General features: G+C 67.1%; 16 protein-coding genes. 7 read left to right on the top strand and 9 right to left on the bottom strand.

The window, feature by feature from the left end; translation table 11 throughout:
- Nucleotides 1-210 precede the first annotated feature (210 nt).
- The 3 genes from guaB (at nt 211) to guaA (ending at nt 4,040) form a co-directional block, all read left to right on the top strand.
- Nucleotides 211-1,671 carry an IMP dehydrogenase gene (gene guaB / locus CFB39_RS11335; protein ID WP_011352433.1) on the top strand — a complete coding sequence of 487 codons (1,461 nt, stop codon included), beginning with the start codon at nt 211-213 and terminating at the stop codon, nt 1,669-1,671.
- A 6-nt stretch (nt 1,672-1,677) separates the two neighbouring features.
- A complete protein-coding gene (locus tag CFB39_RS11330) occupies nt 1,678-2,304 on the top strand; it encodes a hypothetical protein (RefSeq protein ID WP_089473087.1) in 627 nt (208 codons plus the stop codon).
- 116 nt (nt 2,305-2,420) lie between these two features.
- Nucleotides 2,421-4,040, top strand: a complete 1,620-nt coding sequence (gene guaA, locus CFB39_RS11325; RefSeq protein WP_089431228.1) for a glutamine-hydrolyzing GMP synthase — start codon at nt 2,421-2,423, stop codon at nt 4,038-4,040.
- Between the two features lie 131 nt (nt 4,041-4,171).
- On the opposite strand, the gene CFB39_RS11320 is transcribed toward guaA, so the two are convergent.
- The 9 genes from CFB39_RS11320 to CFB39_RS11280 all read right to left on the bottom strand — a co-directional run bounded on the left by CFB39_RS11320 (nt 4,172) and on the right by CFB39_RS11280 (nt 11,229).
- The gene (locus CFB39_RS11320) at nt 4,172-4,789 is read right to left on the bottom strand and encodes a PolC-type DNA polymerase III (RefSeq protein ID WP_089473086.1); all 618 of its coding nucleotides are present in this window, start codon (nt 4,787-4,789) and stop codon (nt 4,172-4,174) included.
- 262 nt (nt 4,790-5,051) lie between these two features.
- Entirely contained in the window at nt 5,052-5,516 is a 465-nt protein-coding gene (locus CFB39_RS11315; protein ID WP_089473085.1) for an acetyltransferase, read from the bottom strand.
- A 115-nt stretch (nt 5,517-5,631) separates the two neighbouring features.
- On the bottom strand, nt 5,632-6,123 hold the full coding sequence (locus tag CFB39_RS11310) for an NUDIX hydrolase (protein WP_089473084.1): 492 nt from the start codon (nt 6,121-6,123) through the stop codon (nt 5,632-5,634).
- A gap of 50 nt (nt 6,124-6,173) precedes the next feature.
- On the bottom strand, nt 6,174-7,088 hold the full coding sequence (locus tag CFB39_RS11305) for an NAD(P)-dependent oxidoreductase (RefSeq protein WP_373452726.1): 915 nt from the start codon (nt 7,086-7,088) through the stop codon (nt 6,174-6,176).
- 67 nt (nt 7,089-7,155) lie between these two features.
- A complete protein-coding gene (locus CFB39_RS11300; RefSeq protein WP_089473082.1) occupies nt 7,156-7,443 on the bottom strand; it encodes a DUF971 domain-containing protein in 288 nt (95 codons plus the stop codon).
- Nucleotides 7,440-8,435, bottom strand: coding sequence for a HEAT repeat domain-containing protein (locus CFB39_RS11295; RefSeq protein WP_089473081.1), 996 nt, complete (start codon nt 8,433-8,435; stop codon nt 7,440-7,442). The genes CFB39_RS11300 and CFB39_RS11295 overlap by 4 nt, the downstream gene beginning before the upstream one ends.
- Nucleotides 8,436-8,466: 31 nt before the next feature.
- Nucleotides 8,467-8,712, bottom strand: coding sequence for a ferredoxin family protein (locus tag CFB39_RS11290; RefSeq protein ID WP_039342800.1), 246 nt, complete (start codon nt 8,710-8,712; stop codon nt 8,467-8,469).
- Nucleotides 8,713-8,722: 10 nt separating this feature from the next.
- Nucleotides 8,723-10,462 carry a fumarate reductase/succinate dehydrogenase flavoprotein subunit gene (locus CFB39_RS11285; RefSeq protein ID WP_089473080.1) on the bottom strand — a complete coding sequence of 580 codons (1,740 nt, stop codon included), beginning with the start codon at nt 10,460-10,462 and terminating at the stop codon, nt 8,723-8,725.
- Entirely contained in the window at nt 10,459-11,229 is a 771-nt protein-coding gene (locus CFB39_RS11280) for a GntR family transcriptional regulator (protein WP_089473079.1), read from the bottom strand. The genes CFB39_RS11285 and CFB39_RS11280 overlap by 4 nt, the downstream gene beginning before the upstream one ends.
- Nucleotides 11,230-11,553: 324 nt before the next feature.
- Between CFB39_RS11280 and CFB39_RS11275 the strand changes: the two genes are divergently transcribed.
- The 4 genes from CFB39_RS11275 (at nt 11,554) to ldcA (ending at nt 15,101) form a co-directional block, all read left to right on the top strand.
- Entirely contained in the window at nt 11,554-12,774 is a 1,221-nt protein-coding gene (locus CFB39_RS11275; RefSeq protein ID WP_089473078.1) for an MFS transporter, read from the top strand.
- Between the two features lie 282 nt (nt 12,775-13,056).
- Complete coding sequence (locus tag CFB39_RS11270) at nt 13,057-13,458, top strand: DnaJ family domain-containing protein (RefSeq protein ID WP_006478536.1); 402 nt, start codon at nt 13,057-13,059, stop codon at nt 13,456-13,458.
- Nucleotides 13,455-14,051, top strand: coding sequence for a tRNA adenosine(34) deaminase TadA (gene tadA / locus CFB39_RS11265; protein WP_089473077.1), 597 nt, complete (start codon nt 13,455-13,457; stop codon nt 14,049-14,051). Before CFB39_RS11270 ends, tadA begins: the two co-directional genes overlap by 4 nt.
- A gap of 111 nt (nt 14,052-14,162) precedes the next feature.
- A complete protein-coding gene (ldcA, locus tag CFB39_RS11260) occupies nt 14,163-15,101 on the top strand; it encodes a muramoyltetrapeptide carboxypeptidase (protein ID WP_039342808.1) in 939 nt (312 codons plus the stop codon).
- The last annotated feature ends 56 nt before the right edge of the window (nt 15,102-15,157 follow it).

Raw genomic sequence — 15,157 nt, 5'->3', positions numbered from 1 at the left:
GCCCGTCCGCAACAGGCGGATGGGCCGTTTCGCGGTCGGTTGCGCGAATGGCTCGATGCGGCGGTGAAACGAAAGGCGATCGAAAACGAACCGAACGGCGATCCGAACGATTCGGCCCCCGAACGGCCGAAACCGGCTAAGCCGTTGTTCGTGTTGTGAAAATTCGCGGCGCTTCGCGTATAATTCGCTTTTGCGCCCATAGGATTTGCCATGCGTCTGATCCAAAAAGCACTCACTTTCGATGACGTGCTCCTCGTTCCCGCCTTCTCCGACGTTCTCCCGCGCGACACCAGCCTCAAGACCAAGCTGACCCGCAACATCTCCCTGAACATGCCGCTCGTGTCCGCCGCGATGGACACGGTCACCGAAGGTCGCCTTGCGATCGCGATGGCCCAGCAGGGTGGCGTCGGTATCGTCCACAAGAACCTCACGCCGGCCGAACAGGCCCGCGAGGTCGCGAAGGTCAAGCGTTTCGAATCGGGCGTCGTCCGCGATCCGATCACGGTGCCGCCGCAAATGAAGGTGCGCGACGTGATCGCGCTGTCGCGCCAGCATGGCATCTCCGGCTTCCCGGTCGTCGAAGGCCCGCAGCTGGTCGGCATCGTCACGAACCGCGACCTGCGTTTCGAAACCCGCCTCGACGAGCCGGTCAAGTCGATCATGACGCCGCGCGAGCGCCTCGTCACGGTCAAGGAAGGCACGCCGCTCGCCGAAGCGAAGGCGCTGATGCACAGCCACCGCCTCGAGCGCGTGCTGGTCGTCAACGACGCGTTCGAACTGCGCGGCCTGATGACCGTCAAGGACATCACCAAGCAGACCGAGCACCCGGACGCGTGCAAGGACGAACACGGCAAGCTGCGCGCAGGCGCGGCGGTCGGCGTCGGTCCCGACAACGAAGAGCGTGTCGAGCTGCTGGTGCAGGCCGGCGTCGACGTGATCGTCGTCGATACCGCGCACGGCCACAGCAAGGGTGTGCTCGAGCGCGTTCGCTGGGTCAAGCAGAACTTCCCGCACGTCGAAGTGATCGGCGGCAACATCGCGACGGCCGCCGCCGCGAAGGCGCTCGTCGAATACGGCGCGGATGCGGTCAAGGTCGGTATCGGCCCGGGCTCGATCTGCACGACGCGGATCGTTGCCGGTGTCGGCGTGCCGCAGATCAGCGCGATCGCGAACGTCGCGGAAGCGCTGAAGGGCACGGGCGTGCCGTGCATCGCCGACGGCGGCGTGCGCTTCTCGGGCGACGTGTCGAAGGCCCTCGCGGCCGGCGCGAACGCGGTGATGATGGGTAGCATGTTCGCGGGCACCGAAGAGGCGCCGGGCGACGTGTTCCTGTACCAGGGCCGCCAGTACAAGTCGTATCGCGGCATGGGTTCGGTCGGTGCGATGAAGGACGGCGCGGCAGACCGCTACTTCCAGGACAACTCGGCGAACATCGACAAGCTCGTGCCGGAAGGCATCGAAGGGCGTGTCGCGTACAAGGGCTCGGTCAACGCGATCCTGTTCCAGCTGGTCGGCGGCGTGCGCGCGAGCATGGGCTACTGCGGCTGCAAGACGATCGACGAGCTGCACGACAAGGCTGAATTCGTCCAGATCACCGCGGCGGGCATGCGCGAGTCGCACGTGCACGACGTGCAGATCACGAAGGAAGCGCCGAACTACCACGTGGACTGATTGCCGATGAAACCGCTGCTGCGAGCCATGCTGATCATCGATGCCGTCCTGCTGCTGGCGTTCGGCGTGCTGTTCGTGCTGACGCCCTGGCAGTCGCTCTTCAACGCGCTGCAGCTTGCGAACGTCCAGCCGGCGATGCTCGGCCAGGCGTTCGGCATCGCGTTGCTCGGGCTCGCGTGGCTCGCGTTTCATGCAGCGTTCAACGGGGATCTCACGGCGCCGGTCGCGCGTTCGGTCGGCCATGTGTATTGGCTGACCGGCGCGCTGACGATCGTCTGGTCGATCGGTACCGGCAGCGGTCCCGCGCTTGCGGCCGCCGGCCGCGTGCTGTCGGCCGTGGCCGGCGTCGCGCTGATCGTGCTCGGCCTCGGCGGCGTGCGACTCGCATCGGCCGTACGCCGGCGCGAAAAGGAGCAGGCGCTCGAGGCGCGGGAGCAGGCGCTCGAGGCGCGCGCGCCTGCGCAGCGTCCGGCCGAGCCGGCGATGGCGCCCGCGTCGTCACCTGCACCGCAGCGTGTCGAACCCGTCGTCAGCCGTCCCGCAGCGTCCGCTGCATCGTCGTCACCGGCCGCATCCGGCCCATCGTCGTCCGGCACCGTCGCACTCGACGAGCGCCCGCCGATGCAGGATTGACCGGCCATGCGTCGCGCGTGCTGCCTTCCGCCCGACGCCGCTGTCCATGCTATTGACGCAGCGCATGATGAAAATGATGCGCTGCTTTTCTTATTCTCTTCATCCCGTCCGCAGCCATGCACGACAAAATCCTGATTCTCGACTTCGGTTCGCAAGTCACCCAACTGATTGCGCGACGCGTGCGCGAAGCGCACGTCTACTGCGAAATCCATCCGAACGATGTGTCCGACGACTTCGTCCGCGAGTTCGCGCCGAAGGCGGTGATCCTGTCGGGCAGCCACGCGAGCACGTACGAAGACCATCAGCTGCGCGCGCCGCAGGCCGTGTGGGATCTCGGCGTGCCGGTGCTCGGCATCTGCTACGGCATGCAGACGATGGCCGTGCAGCTCGGCGGCAAGGTCGAGTGGAGCGACCACCGCGAATTCGGTTACGCGGAAATGCGCGCACACGGCCATACGCGCCTGCTCGACGGCATCGAGGACTTCAAGACGGACGAAGGCCACGGGATGCTGAAGGTCTGGATGAGCCACGGCGACAAGGTTGCCGAGCTGCCGCCGGGCTTTGCGCTGATGGCGTCGACGCCGAGCTGCCCGATCGCCGGCATGGCCGACGAGGCGCGCGGCTACTACGCGGTGCAGTTCCATCCGGAAGTCACGCATACGGTGAAGGGCCGCCAGATCATCGAGCGCTTCGTGCTGCAGATCGCCGGTGCGAAGCCCGACTGGATCATGAGCAACCACATCGAGGAAGCCGTCGCGAAGATCCGCGAGCAGGTCGGTGACGAGGAAGTGATTCTCGGCCTGTCGGGCGGTGTCGATTCGAGCGTCGCGGCTGCGCTGATCCATCGCGCGATCGGCGACCAGCTGACCTGCGTGTTCGTCGACCACGGCCTGCTGCGCCTGAACGAAGGCAAGATGGTGCTCGACATGTTCGAGGGCCGCCTGCATGCGAAGGTCGTGCACGTCGACGCGTCCGAACAGTTCCTCGGCCACCTGGCCGGCGTGACCGATCCGGAAGCGAAGCGCAAGATCATCGGCCGCGAGTTCGTCGAGGTGTTCCAGGCCGAGGCGCAGAAGCTGTCGAAGGCGAAGTGGCTCGCGCAGGGCACGATCTACCCGGACGTGGTGGAATCGGGCGGCACGAAGACGAAGAAGGCGACGACGATCAAGAGCCACCACAACGTCGGCGGCCTGCCGGAAACGCTCGGTCTCAAGCTGCTCGAACCGCTGCGCGACCTGTTCAAGGACGAAGTGCGCGAGCTGGGCGTTGCGCTCGGCCTGCCGCCGGAGATGGTGTACCGCCATCCGTTCCCGGGCCCGGGCCTCGGCGTGCGGATTCTCGGCGAAGTGAAGCGCGAGTTCGCGGACCTGCTGCGCCGCGCGGACGCGATCTTCATCGAGGAACTGCGCAACACGACCGCGACCGCGCAGGATGCGGCTGCCGGCCTGTGCGGCGAAGCCGATGTCGGCAAGAGCTGGTACGACCTGACGAGCCAGGCGTTCGCGGTGTTCCTGCCGGTGAAGTCGGTGGGCGTGATGGGCGATGGCCGCACGTACGACTACGTGACGTCGCTGCGCGCGGTGCAGACGACCGACTTCATGACCGCGCACTGGGCGCACCTGCCGTATGCGCTGCTCGGCCGCGCGTCGAACCGGATCATCAACGAGGTGCGCGGGATCAACCGTGTGGTGTACGACATCTCGGGCAAGCCGCCGGCGACGATCGAGTGGGAGTGAGTATTGGTTGCTGAATCGGCGTTCGGAAGCGGACGGCCGATTCGGTTTGCATGCTGCCCGGGCTCAGGCGCGGACTATAAACGGCTTGGCGATTGCCAAGCCGTTTTACGTTAACGCGCTGCGTGCATGCATCACGCGTGTGCGCCCACGAGCGAACGCAGGTAGGTCGGCACTTTCGCCTTCGCCGTGGCCTGCACACGCGTCATGAGCGCGTGATCGATACGATTCAGTCCGTACGTCCGCGCAATGTCGTGCTGCAGCCGGCACCACAGGTGTCCGGCCATCTCGGCATCGACCATCGCCCGGTGCGCACGGCCCGATTTGGGCAACCGCAGCATATCCACCAGGCTCGACAGGCGGTGACTCCGGGCATCCGGATAGATACGTCTCGCCACGAGCATCGTGCACGCAAACGCATGCTCGGCCGACACGCCAAGCAGCCCGAGCTCTGACTGCCAGAACCGTTTGTCGAAACCGGCGTTGTGAGCGACGACCGCATGCTTGCCGACGAACGCCGCGGCTTCCTGCATGACGGTCGACGCCGGCGGCGCCGCTGCGATCATCTCGTTCGTGATGCCGGTCAGCGCGACGACATCGGACGGTATGCGTCTGCCTGCATTCATCAGGCTCTGGAAACGGTCGACGATTTCACCGTCCCGGAGCAGGATGACGGCGATTTCGGTCGCTCGGTCGCCCATATTCGGCGAAAGTCCGGTTGTTTCGAAGTCCAGTACCGCAACGGTTTGCATGTTCGAATCCTGTGGCTTCACGCGGTGTCGTTAGAGTGGCCGAGAGGTTAGCATCTCCCGGCCCGCGACAGGCGCGTTCAGTCCGGGAAACGACCATCCGTGCAAGGGGCGAGCGCGTGGTACCGGTGCGTCATGCATGACGCGTCACGTGGCCGCATGCGGCATGCGGCATGCGTGGAGTGGACCTGGTATCAGGTCGCCGCGTTCGCGTGCTCGGAGCGCATGACGTGGAGGGCGGCGCGCTATCCCGCGCCGGACACGGTTATGCGTGCTGTGGCGAGGAGGGTGGTGCCGCGCGATAGCGCAGGTGAATCAGCGGATAGGTGCGCCCCTGCCCATCGATCGCCGATCGCCCGGTGCGCTCGAAGCCGAGCCGTTCATAGAATCCCGCTGCCGATTCGTTCTGCTCGTTGACGTCGGTCGACAGGTCGGGATAACGCTTGAGCGCGTCTTCCACCAGCAGGCGCCCGACACCCGCGCCGTGGTGAGCGGGATCGACGAACAGTGCTTCCATGTGACTACCGTCGAGCAACATGAAGCCGATTGCGCGGCCGGTATCGTCGACGGCGAGATCGAGCGGCGCACCGGGCAGGAACGCGACGACTTCGGATTCGATCGCGCGACGGTCGTCGTTGCTGAGGAAGTGGTGCGTGGCGTCGACCGCGTTGCGCCAGATATCCAGCACGCGTGCGCCGTCGGCCGGAGTGGACTTGCGAATGCTGATCATGGCTTGGCCCATCTTTGATGTGTAATTGGAGGTTCGTCGGTGCGTAGCCGGCACTGTCATGGTCCCGATCGGCCGCTCGCAAGCGCTGCGAGAAAGACAGCGGTGCTTCACGCATTCAAGTATTGGCCGGACGCTGCACGTGACCAAGTGCCGCCGCACGCTCGATCGCACGTCGCGCGACATCACGAACGCCTGCGCTCATCGGCAAGTCATCGCGATCGAGTTCGGCGAGATCGAACCAGCGCGCGTCGAGCGCATCGTCGCCGGCGGCAGGTGCGCCGCGCAGCCATCGGCACAGCACCGCGACCATCACGAAATGCTGACGCAGGTCGCCGCCGGCATCGTAATCGAACGCATCCAGCGCGGTAAAGGCGTCGAGCGCTTCGACGTCGACGGTGGTTTCTTCCGCGATCTCGCGCACGACCGCGTGCGCAATCGATTCCCCCGCATCGATCTTGCCGCCGGGAAAGCCCCAGCAGCCCGCATCGGGCGGATTGGCGCGACGCACCAGCAGCACGTCGCGCTCTCGCAGGACGATGCCGATCACGGCAGGAACCGGGCGGACGGAAGCGGGGACGCTGGTCGGGGAGCGGGGTGAGTCGGACATGGGACGCTACGTTCGGGTGCGTTCGAATGTATGGGGTGGCCGGCGACGATTCATTGCGCGCCGTCGGTGCGCTGCTCGATCGCGCGGATCACGGCGACCATGTCGTCCGCGCCATGTCCGGCCCGCTCGGTCTCGCCGTACAGCGCATGGCAGATGTCGAGCAGTGGCGAAGCGATGCCGATGCCGCGCGCGGATTCGGCGACGAGGCGCGCATTCTTCAGCACGTCGGTGATCGCGGCCTGCACCGAGAAATCGGCCGCGACGAGTTTGCCGAGCTTCACGCGCGACACGTCGCTCGCCATCGGGCCCGCGTTCAGCACGTCGGCGAAGCGGGCGAGATCGATGCCGTGGCGTTGCGCAAAATGCGTGGCCTCGGTCAGGCCGGTGACCATCGTGATCAGGAACAGGTTCACGGCGAGCTTCATCGTCAGCGCCGACGGTACGTCGCCGCACACGAAGCTGTCGCGGCACAGCGGCTTCACGAGTGCGCGGACGGCGTCGACGTCGTCCGGCGCGCCGGCGAGCATCACCACGAGTTGCCCGGCTTCGGCCGGCTTGCGCGACCCCGACACGGGCGCTTCGACATAACGACCCGACGCGGCAGCGATGTCGTCGGCCAGTGCGCGCGAATACTCGGGTGCGTTCGTGCCCATGTTCACGATGGTGTGGCCGCCGACACGGGCGGCGAAACCGTGCGTGCCGCGCCCGAGGGCGCCGTCGATCGCCGCGTCGTTCGCGAGCATCAGGATCACGGTGCGGCAGGTCGCAAACACGTCGTCGATGTGCTCGGCCACGCGCGCGCCGGCGTCGCGCAGTGCATCGTCGTTGCCGTGCGACCGGCTCCATACGACGAGCGGCGTGCCGGCCCGCGCAAGATTGAGCGCCATCGGCGTGCCCATCACGCCGAGGCCGATGAATCCGACTGCGGTTTGCATGTTCTGGCTCCCACGGTGGGTGGAGACGATCGTGGGCGTCAGTATCGCAGCGTTTCCGCACGCCTGCTATTTCGTCCGCGCAGCCGCCGGCGCTACGTCACGGCCGCGCGGTCATGCCCGCCAGATACGGCCACGGATAGATGCCGCGCGCATGACCGTCGCCGAACAGCACGCGGATGCCGTAGCCGGCCGTTTCCAGGCTGTCCAGCGTCAGGTCGGGCCGCGCATCGACACGACCGCCGTCGTGCCGGATCCTCCGGCATTCGGCACACGGGCAATCGCCGCGCAACCGTGCATAGCTGACGCGCTGCGTGTGACCGTCCGGCCAGCGGAGTGTCAACGTGCGCGCCGGATGATCGAGCACGATTTCGGTCGGGGAGATCATCGCGACGCCTCGTCGATCTGTCGGATCGCGATTCGCACGGCCTTGCGGACTTCCGGATCGTGATCCTCCAGTGCGTGGGTCAGTGCGGGTAACGTCGCGCGGTCCCGCAATTCGCCGAGTGCAAGCGCGGCTTCCTTGCGCAGGTTGCTGATCGAGTGCGAGAGCAGCGCGACGACGTCCGGCGCCGCGGCCGCGTCGCGCAGTTGCCCGAGCGCACGCGCGGCACGCAGGCGCACCTGCCAGTAGTCGTCGTCGAGCGCGGCGACGAGCGGTTCGCGCGCGGTCGCAATGCGCAGCTTGCCGAGCGTCGTGGCCGCTTCCTCGCGCACCTGCCATTCGCGGTCGCGCAGCGCGGCGAACAGAGCGTGGATGACGGTCGCGACGTCGGGTGTCGCGAACCCGATCGCGCCGACCGCAATGCGTCGCACGTCCGCTGCGGCATCGGTTGTCGCGATGGCTGCAAGCGGTGGCAGCGCACGCGGATCCTTGAGCCAACCGAGCACCGCCACGGCTTCGGCGCGCACCTCGGCGTGTTCGGCATCGAGCGCGCGCAGCGCGGGCGCGAATGCGCCGGGGTCGCGCAGCTCGCGCAATCCGCGCAGCACGGCACGGCGCACGAACGGCTCGGGCCGGTCGGCCCATCGGCACAGCACGGCGCCCGATGCCGCGTCCTTCAGTTCGGACAGGCTCTGCGCGGCGGCGGCGCGCACGTCGTCGTCCGGATCGAGCAATGCGCCGCACAGCGCGTCGACGACGTCGGACTGCTCCCATGCGCCGAGCACACGGGCGGCTTCGCCGCGCACGTCGGCCGACGGATCGTCGCGCAGCGCGGCGACGAACGCGGGTACGAACCCGGGGTCCTCGAGGTCGGCGAGTTCGAACAGTGCGACGCGACGCACGGCGGCATCGGGCGCGGCGAGGCGGGCGACGAGTGCGGCTTCGTCGGGGGCGTCTGCGCGCGGCAATACGGGAGCGAAGGAGGGGTTGGTCATCGGCGACTCAAATGAGCGTTGAGGGACGCGGTCAGCGCAGCAGGTAAGGGATGTCGACCTTGACCGCGCCGGTCGGGCAATCGCGTTCGCACGGCATGCAGTACCAGCATTCGTCGAACTGCATATAGGCCTTGCCCTTGGTCACGTCGATCGCGAGCAGGTCGAGCGGGCATACGTCGACGCAGACGGTGCAGCCCTTGTCGGCGATGCAGAGGTTCTCGTCGATCGTCACGGGTGCGCTGCTGCGCTGGAAGATGTCGTGCGGGGTATGGGGCATGGCAGGTTCCTCAAAGGGCGGCCGCGAGCGCGGCCGGTTCGCGGATGCGCAGATTCGTGTAGGCGCCGCGCTCGTCGTCGGCAAGCGGCACGACGTACGGTTCGACCGGACGCTTCTCGCTGTGCATCGCGCCGTTGGCGTCCTTGCGCAGCCAGGTGTGGCAGAACCATTCGGCGTCGTTGCGATGCGGAAAGTCGACGCGGTGGTGGTACAACCCCCAGCGGCTCTCGGTGCGGAACAGCGACGCGCGCGCGGCCATTTCCGCGCAGTCGCGGATCGCACGTACTTCGGCGGCGCGCATCAGTTCGTGCGGATGGTTCGCTTTTATCTCTTCGATATCCTCAGTAATTTCATCGAAGCGTTGCAGCCCGATTTCCATCTTGCGCGTCACCTTCGGCGGTTGCAGATAGTCGTTCACCATGCGGCGCAGCTTGTATTCGACCTGCGCCGGTGCGAGGCCACGCTCGCGCAGCAACGGCGCAAGCACACGGGTGCGTTCGGCGGCGACCTGTTCGTCGTCCACCGGCGCATGCTCGCGGCCGGCCACGTAGTCGGCCGCGTTCTGGCCGGCAAACCAGCCGTACGTGAATGCGCCGAGCATGTAGTTGTGCGGGACGGCCGCCATGTCGCCGGCCGCGTAGAGCCCGGGCACGGTCGTCTCCGCGCGGGCGTTCACGTACACGCCGGACGCGCTGTGGCCGCTGCAGAAACCGATCTCGGAGATGTGCATCTCGACCATCTGGCTGCGGTAATCGGTGCCGCGCCCGGCATGAAAGCGGCCGCGGCTCGGCCGCTCGTTCGTGTGCAGGATCTGCTCGATGGTCTGGATCGTTTCTTCCGCGAGATGGTCGAGCTTCAGGAACACGGGGCCGTTGCCGCTTTGCAGTTCCTGGTAGAACTCCCACATCATCTGGCCGCTCCAGTAATCGCATTCGATGAAGCGTTCGCCCTTGCCGTTCGCGGTGAAGCCGCCGAGCGGGCCGGTGACGTACGCGCACGCGGGGCCGTTGTAGTCCTTGATCAGCGGATTGATCTGGAAGCATTCGAGATTCGCGAGCGCGGCACCGGCGTGATACGCCATCGCGTAGCCGTCGCCCGCGTTGGTCGGATTCTCGTAGGTGCCCATCAGGTAGCCCGAGGCCGGCAGGCCGAGGCGACCGGCCGCGCCGCAGCAGAGAATCACGGCCTTCGCGCGGATCACGTGGAACTCGGCGGTGCGGCAGTCGAAGCCGAGTACGCCGCTCGCGCGGCCGTGCGCATCGGTCAGCACGCGCGTTGCGACGATCCGGTTCGTGATCGCAATGCGCGCGCGCTTCAGTTGCCGGTACAGCACCTTCTTGATGTCATGTCCTTCCGGCATCGGCAGCACGTACGAGCCCATGTGATGGACCTTCTTCACCGCGTAGTCGCCGGTGCCGTCCTTCTCGAACTTCACGCCCCAGCGGTCGAGCTGCTCGATCGTTTCGAAGCTGTGCGTCGCATACGCGTACACGGCCTCCTGGTCGACGATGCCGTCGTTGGCGATCGTGATCTCGCGCGTGTACTGCTCGGGCGTCGCATGCCCGGGGATCACCGCGTTGTTCAGGCCGTCCATCCCCATCGAGATCGCGCCGCTGCGCTTCACGTTGGCCTTTTCGAGCAACAGCACGCGCAGGGACGGGTCGCGCTCCTTCGCCTTGATCGCCGCCATCGGGCCGGCCGTGCCGCCGCCGACCACGACGATGTCGTATTCGAGCACATGGGTAGTCATCGCTGTTTCCTTGCAGGTTGGCGCGGTTTCTGCCGGTCGATGCGCAGCCGGTACTGGAAGGCGTCGCCGCGGAAGTAGAGGTATTCGAAGTCGATCGGTGTGCCCGACGCATCATGCGTGAGGCGCTCGATGCGCAGCACGGGGCTGCTTTCCTCGACGTGCAGCGCATCGACGATCTCGTCGTCGGCGAGGATCGCGTCGATCGATACGTCGGCATGGCCGAGCGGGATGCCGCAGTCGTTTTCCAGGACCAGGAAAATGTCGCGGGTCGCGAGATCGGCGCCCGCGAGGCGCTTGCCGAGGGCTTCGGGCACCCAGGTCTGTTCGAGCGACACGGGCTCGCGATTGAGCAGCCGCACGCGATGGATCTCGACGAGCGGCGCACCCTCGGGCACGTTCAGCTTCGTCGCGAGATGGCGGTCGGCCTTGACGGTGCGGAAGCTGCGCACCTGGTTGACGATCTCGTAGCCCATCGACGACATCGCCTCGGCGAAGCCCTGCAGCGACGTCACGTTCTGGAACGCCTTCGGCTTCGACACGAAGGTGCCCTTGCCGTGCAGCTTGAACAGCAGTCCTTCCTTTTGCAGATCGCCGAGCGCCTGGCGCACCGTGATACGACTGACGTCGAACATCGCGCAGAGTTCGTGCTCGGATGGCATCCGGCTGTGCGGCGCATAGGTGCCGTCGAGAATGCGTGCGCGCAGCGTGTCCTTGATCTGCACGTAGAGCGGGGCCGCCGACAGCGGCACGACGTTGGGGGAGGTCATCGGTCAACTTGTTATGACAAGATCGCTCGAGTGTAATCAGCCGGATCGCGCGGCCCAACCAACTATTTCTGATTTCGACTTTCCGATTCTGGAAAAGCGCGGCGGCAGGGGGCAGATCGAACAGTCGATCCGGCGTGCGGCGCCGGCCCGGCCCACCGGTTGCGTGCGGAGCGGATCGGCCGACAATGAAAAAATTCGCCGGCGTGTGTGCCGCTCATGTCGATTTCCCGATGCGTCGCCCGTCGCATCCATGTCGACCGGGCATTGCGCGAAGCAGGTGGCGCCCGGTTCCCGAGGATCGCCATCACGACAAGGAGGCACCCCATGCCGGATTCCCGATACCGCTGGGTCATCGTCGCCGCGGGCGGCCTGATGGGCTGCATCGCGATCGGCGCGATGTTTTCGCTGCCGGTGTTCCTGCGCGCGATCGCGCGCGACACGGGCTGGTCGATGACCGGCATTTCCGGCGCGATGACGCTCGGCTTCATCGCGATGGCCTTCGCGAGCATGGCATGGGGCAGCCTGTCGGACCGCATCGGCACGCGCCCGGTCGTCATCACGGGCGCCGTCCTGCTGTCGGCAAGCCTGGCGCTGGCGAGCCGCGCGCCGTCGCTGCTCGCGTTCCAGCTCACGTTCGGCCTCGCCGTCGGCGGCGCGACGGCTGCGATATTCGCGCCGATGATGGCGTGCGTAACCGGCTGGTTCGACACGCACCGCAGCCTCGCGGTGTCGCTCGTGTCGGCCGGCATGGGGATGGCGCCGATGACGATGGCCCCGCTGGCCGCGTGGCTCGTGTCGGTGCGCGACTGGCGCACGTCGATGCTGCTGATGGCGGCGCTGGCGGCCGTCGTGATGATTCCGGTGTCGCTGCTGGTGCGCCGGCCGCCCGCGCTCGACGGCACGCGGGCGGCTTCAGCGGTGCCGGCGCCCGACGGCGGGCCGGCGGCGATGTCGGTCGCGGACGCGTTGCGTTCGCCGCAGTTCATCGTGCTGCTGCTGACCAACTTCTTCTGCTGCGCGACACATTCGGGCCCGATCTTCCATACGGTCAGCTACGCGGTGACGTGCGGGATCCCGCTGATCGTCGCGGTGTCGATCTACAGCGTCGAAGGGCTCGCCGGCATGGGCGGCCGGATCGCGTTCGGGATCCTGGGCGACCGCCTCGGCGCGAAGCGCATGCTGGTAGCCGGGCTGCTTGCGCAGGCGCTGGGTGCGCTCGGGTACTACTTCGTGCGCACGCTCGACGGGTTCTACGCGGTCGCGGTCGTGTTCGGCTTCATCTACGCGGGGGTGATGCCGCTGTATTCGGTGCTGGCGCGCGAGAACTTCCCGCTGCGGATGATGGGCACCGTGATCGGCGGCTGCGCGATGGCCGGCAGTCTGGGGATGGCAGCGGGGCCCGTCGCCGGCGGCCTGATCGTCGATACGCTCGGCAGCTACGGCTGGCTGTATCTCGGCTCGTTTGCGATCGGTCTCGGCGCGTTCCTGATCGCAATGATGTTCCGCCCGTTCGCGAACGCGCGGCGGGAAGCGGCGGCTGCCTGAACCAGGAAAACTGGAAGCAGGGCCGTGTCCGTTTTTCCGGGACGGCACGGTTCGATTGGCATCGTCGCAAATAAAAACAGGGCCTGGCACCGGCCGCATTTGCCGGTGTCCAGACGGCTCGCGGCCCGCTGCAGCGCAGCAGAGCGGCATATGAGACCAATCAGCGCGCATGCCCCGCGATTCGGCCCCTAAAAAACACAATATCGAGCATATATTCGAAGGGCCTGTCATACCCGCGTCACCCTGCTAGAATTCGGCCTGCCGCATTGTTCCGATTGACTGATGAGATTGCTTGACGCCCTGGTCGAACAACGTATTGCCGCCGCCGCCGCGCGGGGCGAGTTCGACGATTTGCCGGGTACCGGCGCGCCACAGGCGCTGGATGACGACCTGCTCGTGCCCGAGGAGGTGCGGGTGGCCAACCGTATCCTGAAGAATGCGGGCTTCGTGCCGCCGGCCGTCGAGCAATTGCGCGCGCTGCGCAACCTGCATGACGAAGTGCAGGCGGTCAGCGACCGCGCCGCGCGGTGCCGGCTGCAGGCGAAGATCCTTGCACTCGACATGGCGCTCGAATCGCTGCGCGGCGGCCCGATGGTGATGCCGCGCGACTACTGCCGGCGCATCGCCGAGCGCCTGTGCGAGCGCGGGCTCGACGAAGCGTCCGCCGAAGCGGGGCCGATGTGACGTCCGACGCGCTGCACGACGCAGCCCGGTCGGCAGCCGCCCCGGCGGCCGAACCCGCCGCCGATTCCCCCGTTCCCGAAGCCGCGCCCGTATCGGCGCGTGACCTGCATTTCATGCGTCTTGCGCAGGCTGCCGCCGAAGAGGCGCGCGCGGCCGGCGAAGTGCCGGTTGGCGCGGTGCTCGTGCGTGGCGACGAAGTGATCGCACGCGGCTTCAACCATCCGATCGGCGGGCACGACCCGTCGGCCCATGCGGAAATGGCCGCGCTGCGCATGGCCGCGCAGCATCTGCAGAACTACCGGATGCCCGGCTGCGAGTTGTATGTGACGCTCGAGCCGTGCCTGATGTGCGCGGGCGCGATCATGCATGCGCGCATCGCGCGGGTCGTCTACGGCGCCGCCGATCCGAAGACGGGCGCGTGCGGCAGCGTGATCGACGCATTCGCGAATCCGCAACTGAACCACCATACCGAAGTGACCGGCGGCGTGCTCGCCGACGAGTGCGGCGCCGCGCTGAAGTCGTTCTTCGCCGACCGCCGTCGCGCGTTGCGCGAAGCACGGCTCGCCCGCGACGCCGACTCCGGCGCGTCATAGGCGCGCCCGCCGCGCCCGTCGCTCGACCCGAGCCGGGCGTGCACGGTTCCGTGAACCGGAGACGGTTCGGACCCTCTAAGCAGGTTTGACGACCCGACACCTCTCTTCGCCATGTCCTTCCAGCCCGCCGCGTCCTACACCATCCGCCTGCTTGCGCCGTCCGGCTATCCGCACGATCCGGACGCGATCAATCGCGCGCTCGAGCGCCTCAGCACCGCGCAGCACCGCATCGAGAACATCGAAGCGACGCAGCGGCGCTTCCAGCGGTTCGGCGGTACCGACGGCGAACGGGCAGGCGACCTGAACCGTCTTGCCGATCCCGAGCGGCCGCTGCCGGACATCGCGCTCGCGGTGCGCGGCGGCTATGGCGCCGCGCGCATCCTGCACGGACTCGACTATCGCGGGCTCGAGCGCCGGCTGCGTGACCAGCCGGTCGCGCTCGTCGGCCACAGCGACTTCACGGCGCTCCAGCTTGCGTTGTACGCGAAGGCGCGCATCAAGACGTTCGGCGGCCCGATGCTGTCCGCCGACTTCGGCGCGGAAACGCCGAGCGACTTCACGATGCAGCACTTCTGGCAGACGCTGACGCAGCCGAGCACGACGATCATCGCCGAAGCGCCGCAGGTGCAGAGCGTGAACGTGACGGGCACGCTGTGGGGCGGCAACCTCGCGATCCTCACGTCGCTCGTCGGCACGCCGTACATGCCCGACATCGAAGGCGGCATCCTGTTCATCGAGGACGTCAACGAGCAGCCGTTCCGGATCGAACGGATGATCTATCAACTGCATCTGTCGGGGCTGCTCGCGCGCCAGCAGGCGCTCGTGCTCGGCCAGTTCACCGGTGCGCGGCCGTTCGAGTACGACAACGGCTACGACATGCAGGCGATGATCGACCAGGTGCGCGCGGTGATCGGGATTCCGGTCGTGACGGGGCTTCAGTTCGGCCACGTGCCCGACCTGCTGACGTTGCCGTTCGGCGCACAGGCGCAACTGGTCGCGAATGCGCATGGTTTCCGGCTCACTTTGTCGGACTATCCGCACCTCGGTTGAGGCGGGCGCAGTCGGTCGAAAGGCGGGGGCAGCTCATTCCCCGCCTTTTTCTTTAT

It is taken from the genome of Burkholderia sp. AU6039, assembly GCF_002223365.1.
Taxonomy (GTDB): Bacteria; Pseudomonadota; Gammaproteobacteria; order Burkholderiales; family Burkholderiaceae; genus Burkholderia.
This window is presented reverse-complemented; position numbering and strand designations above follow the sequence as displayed.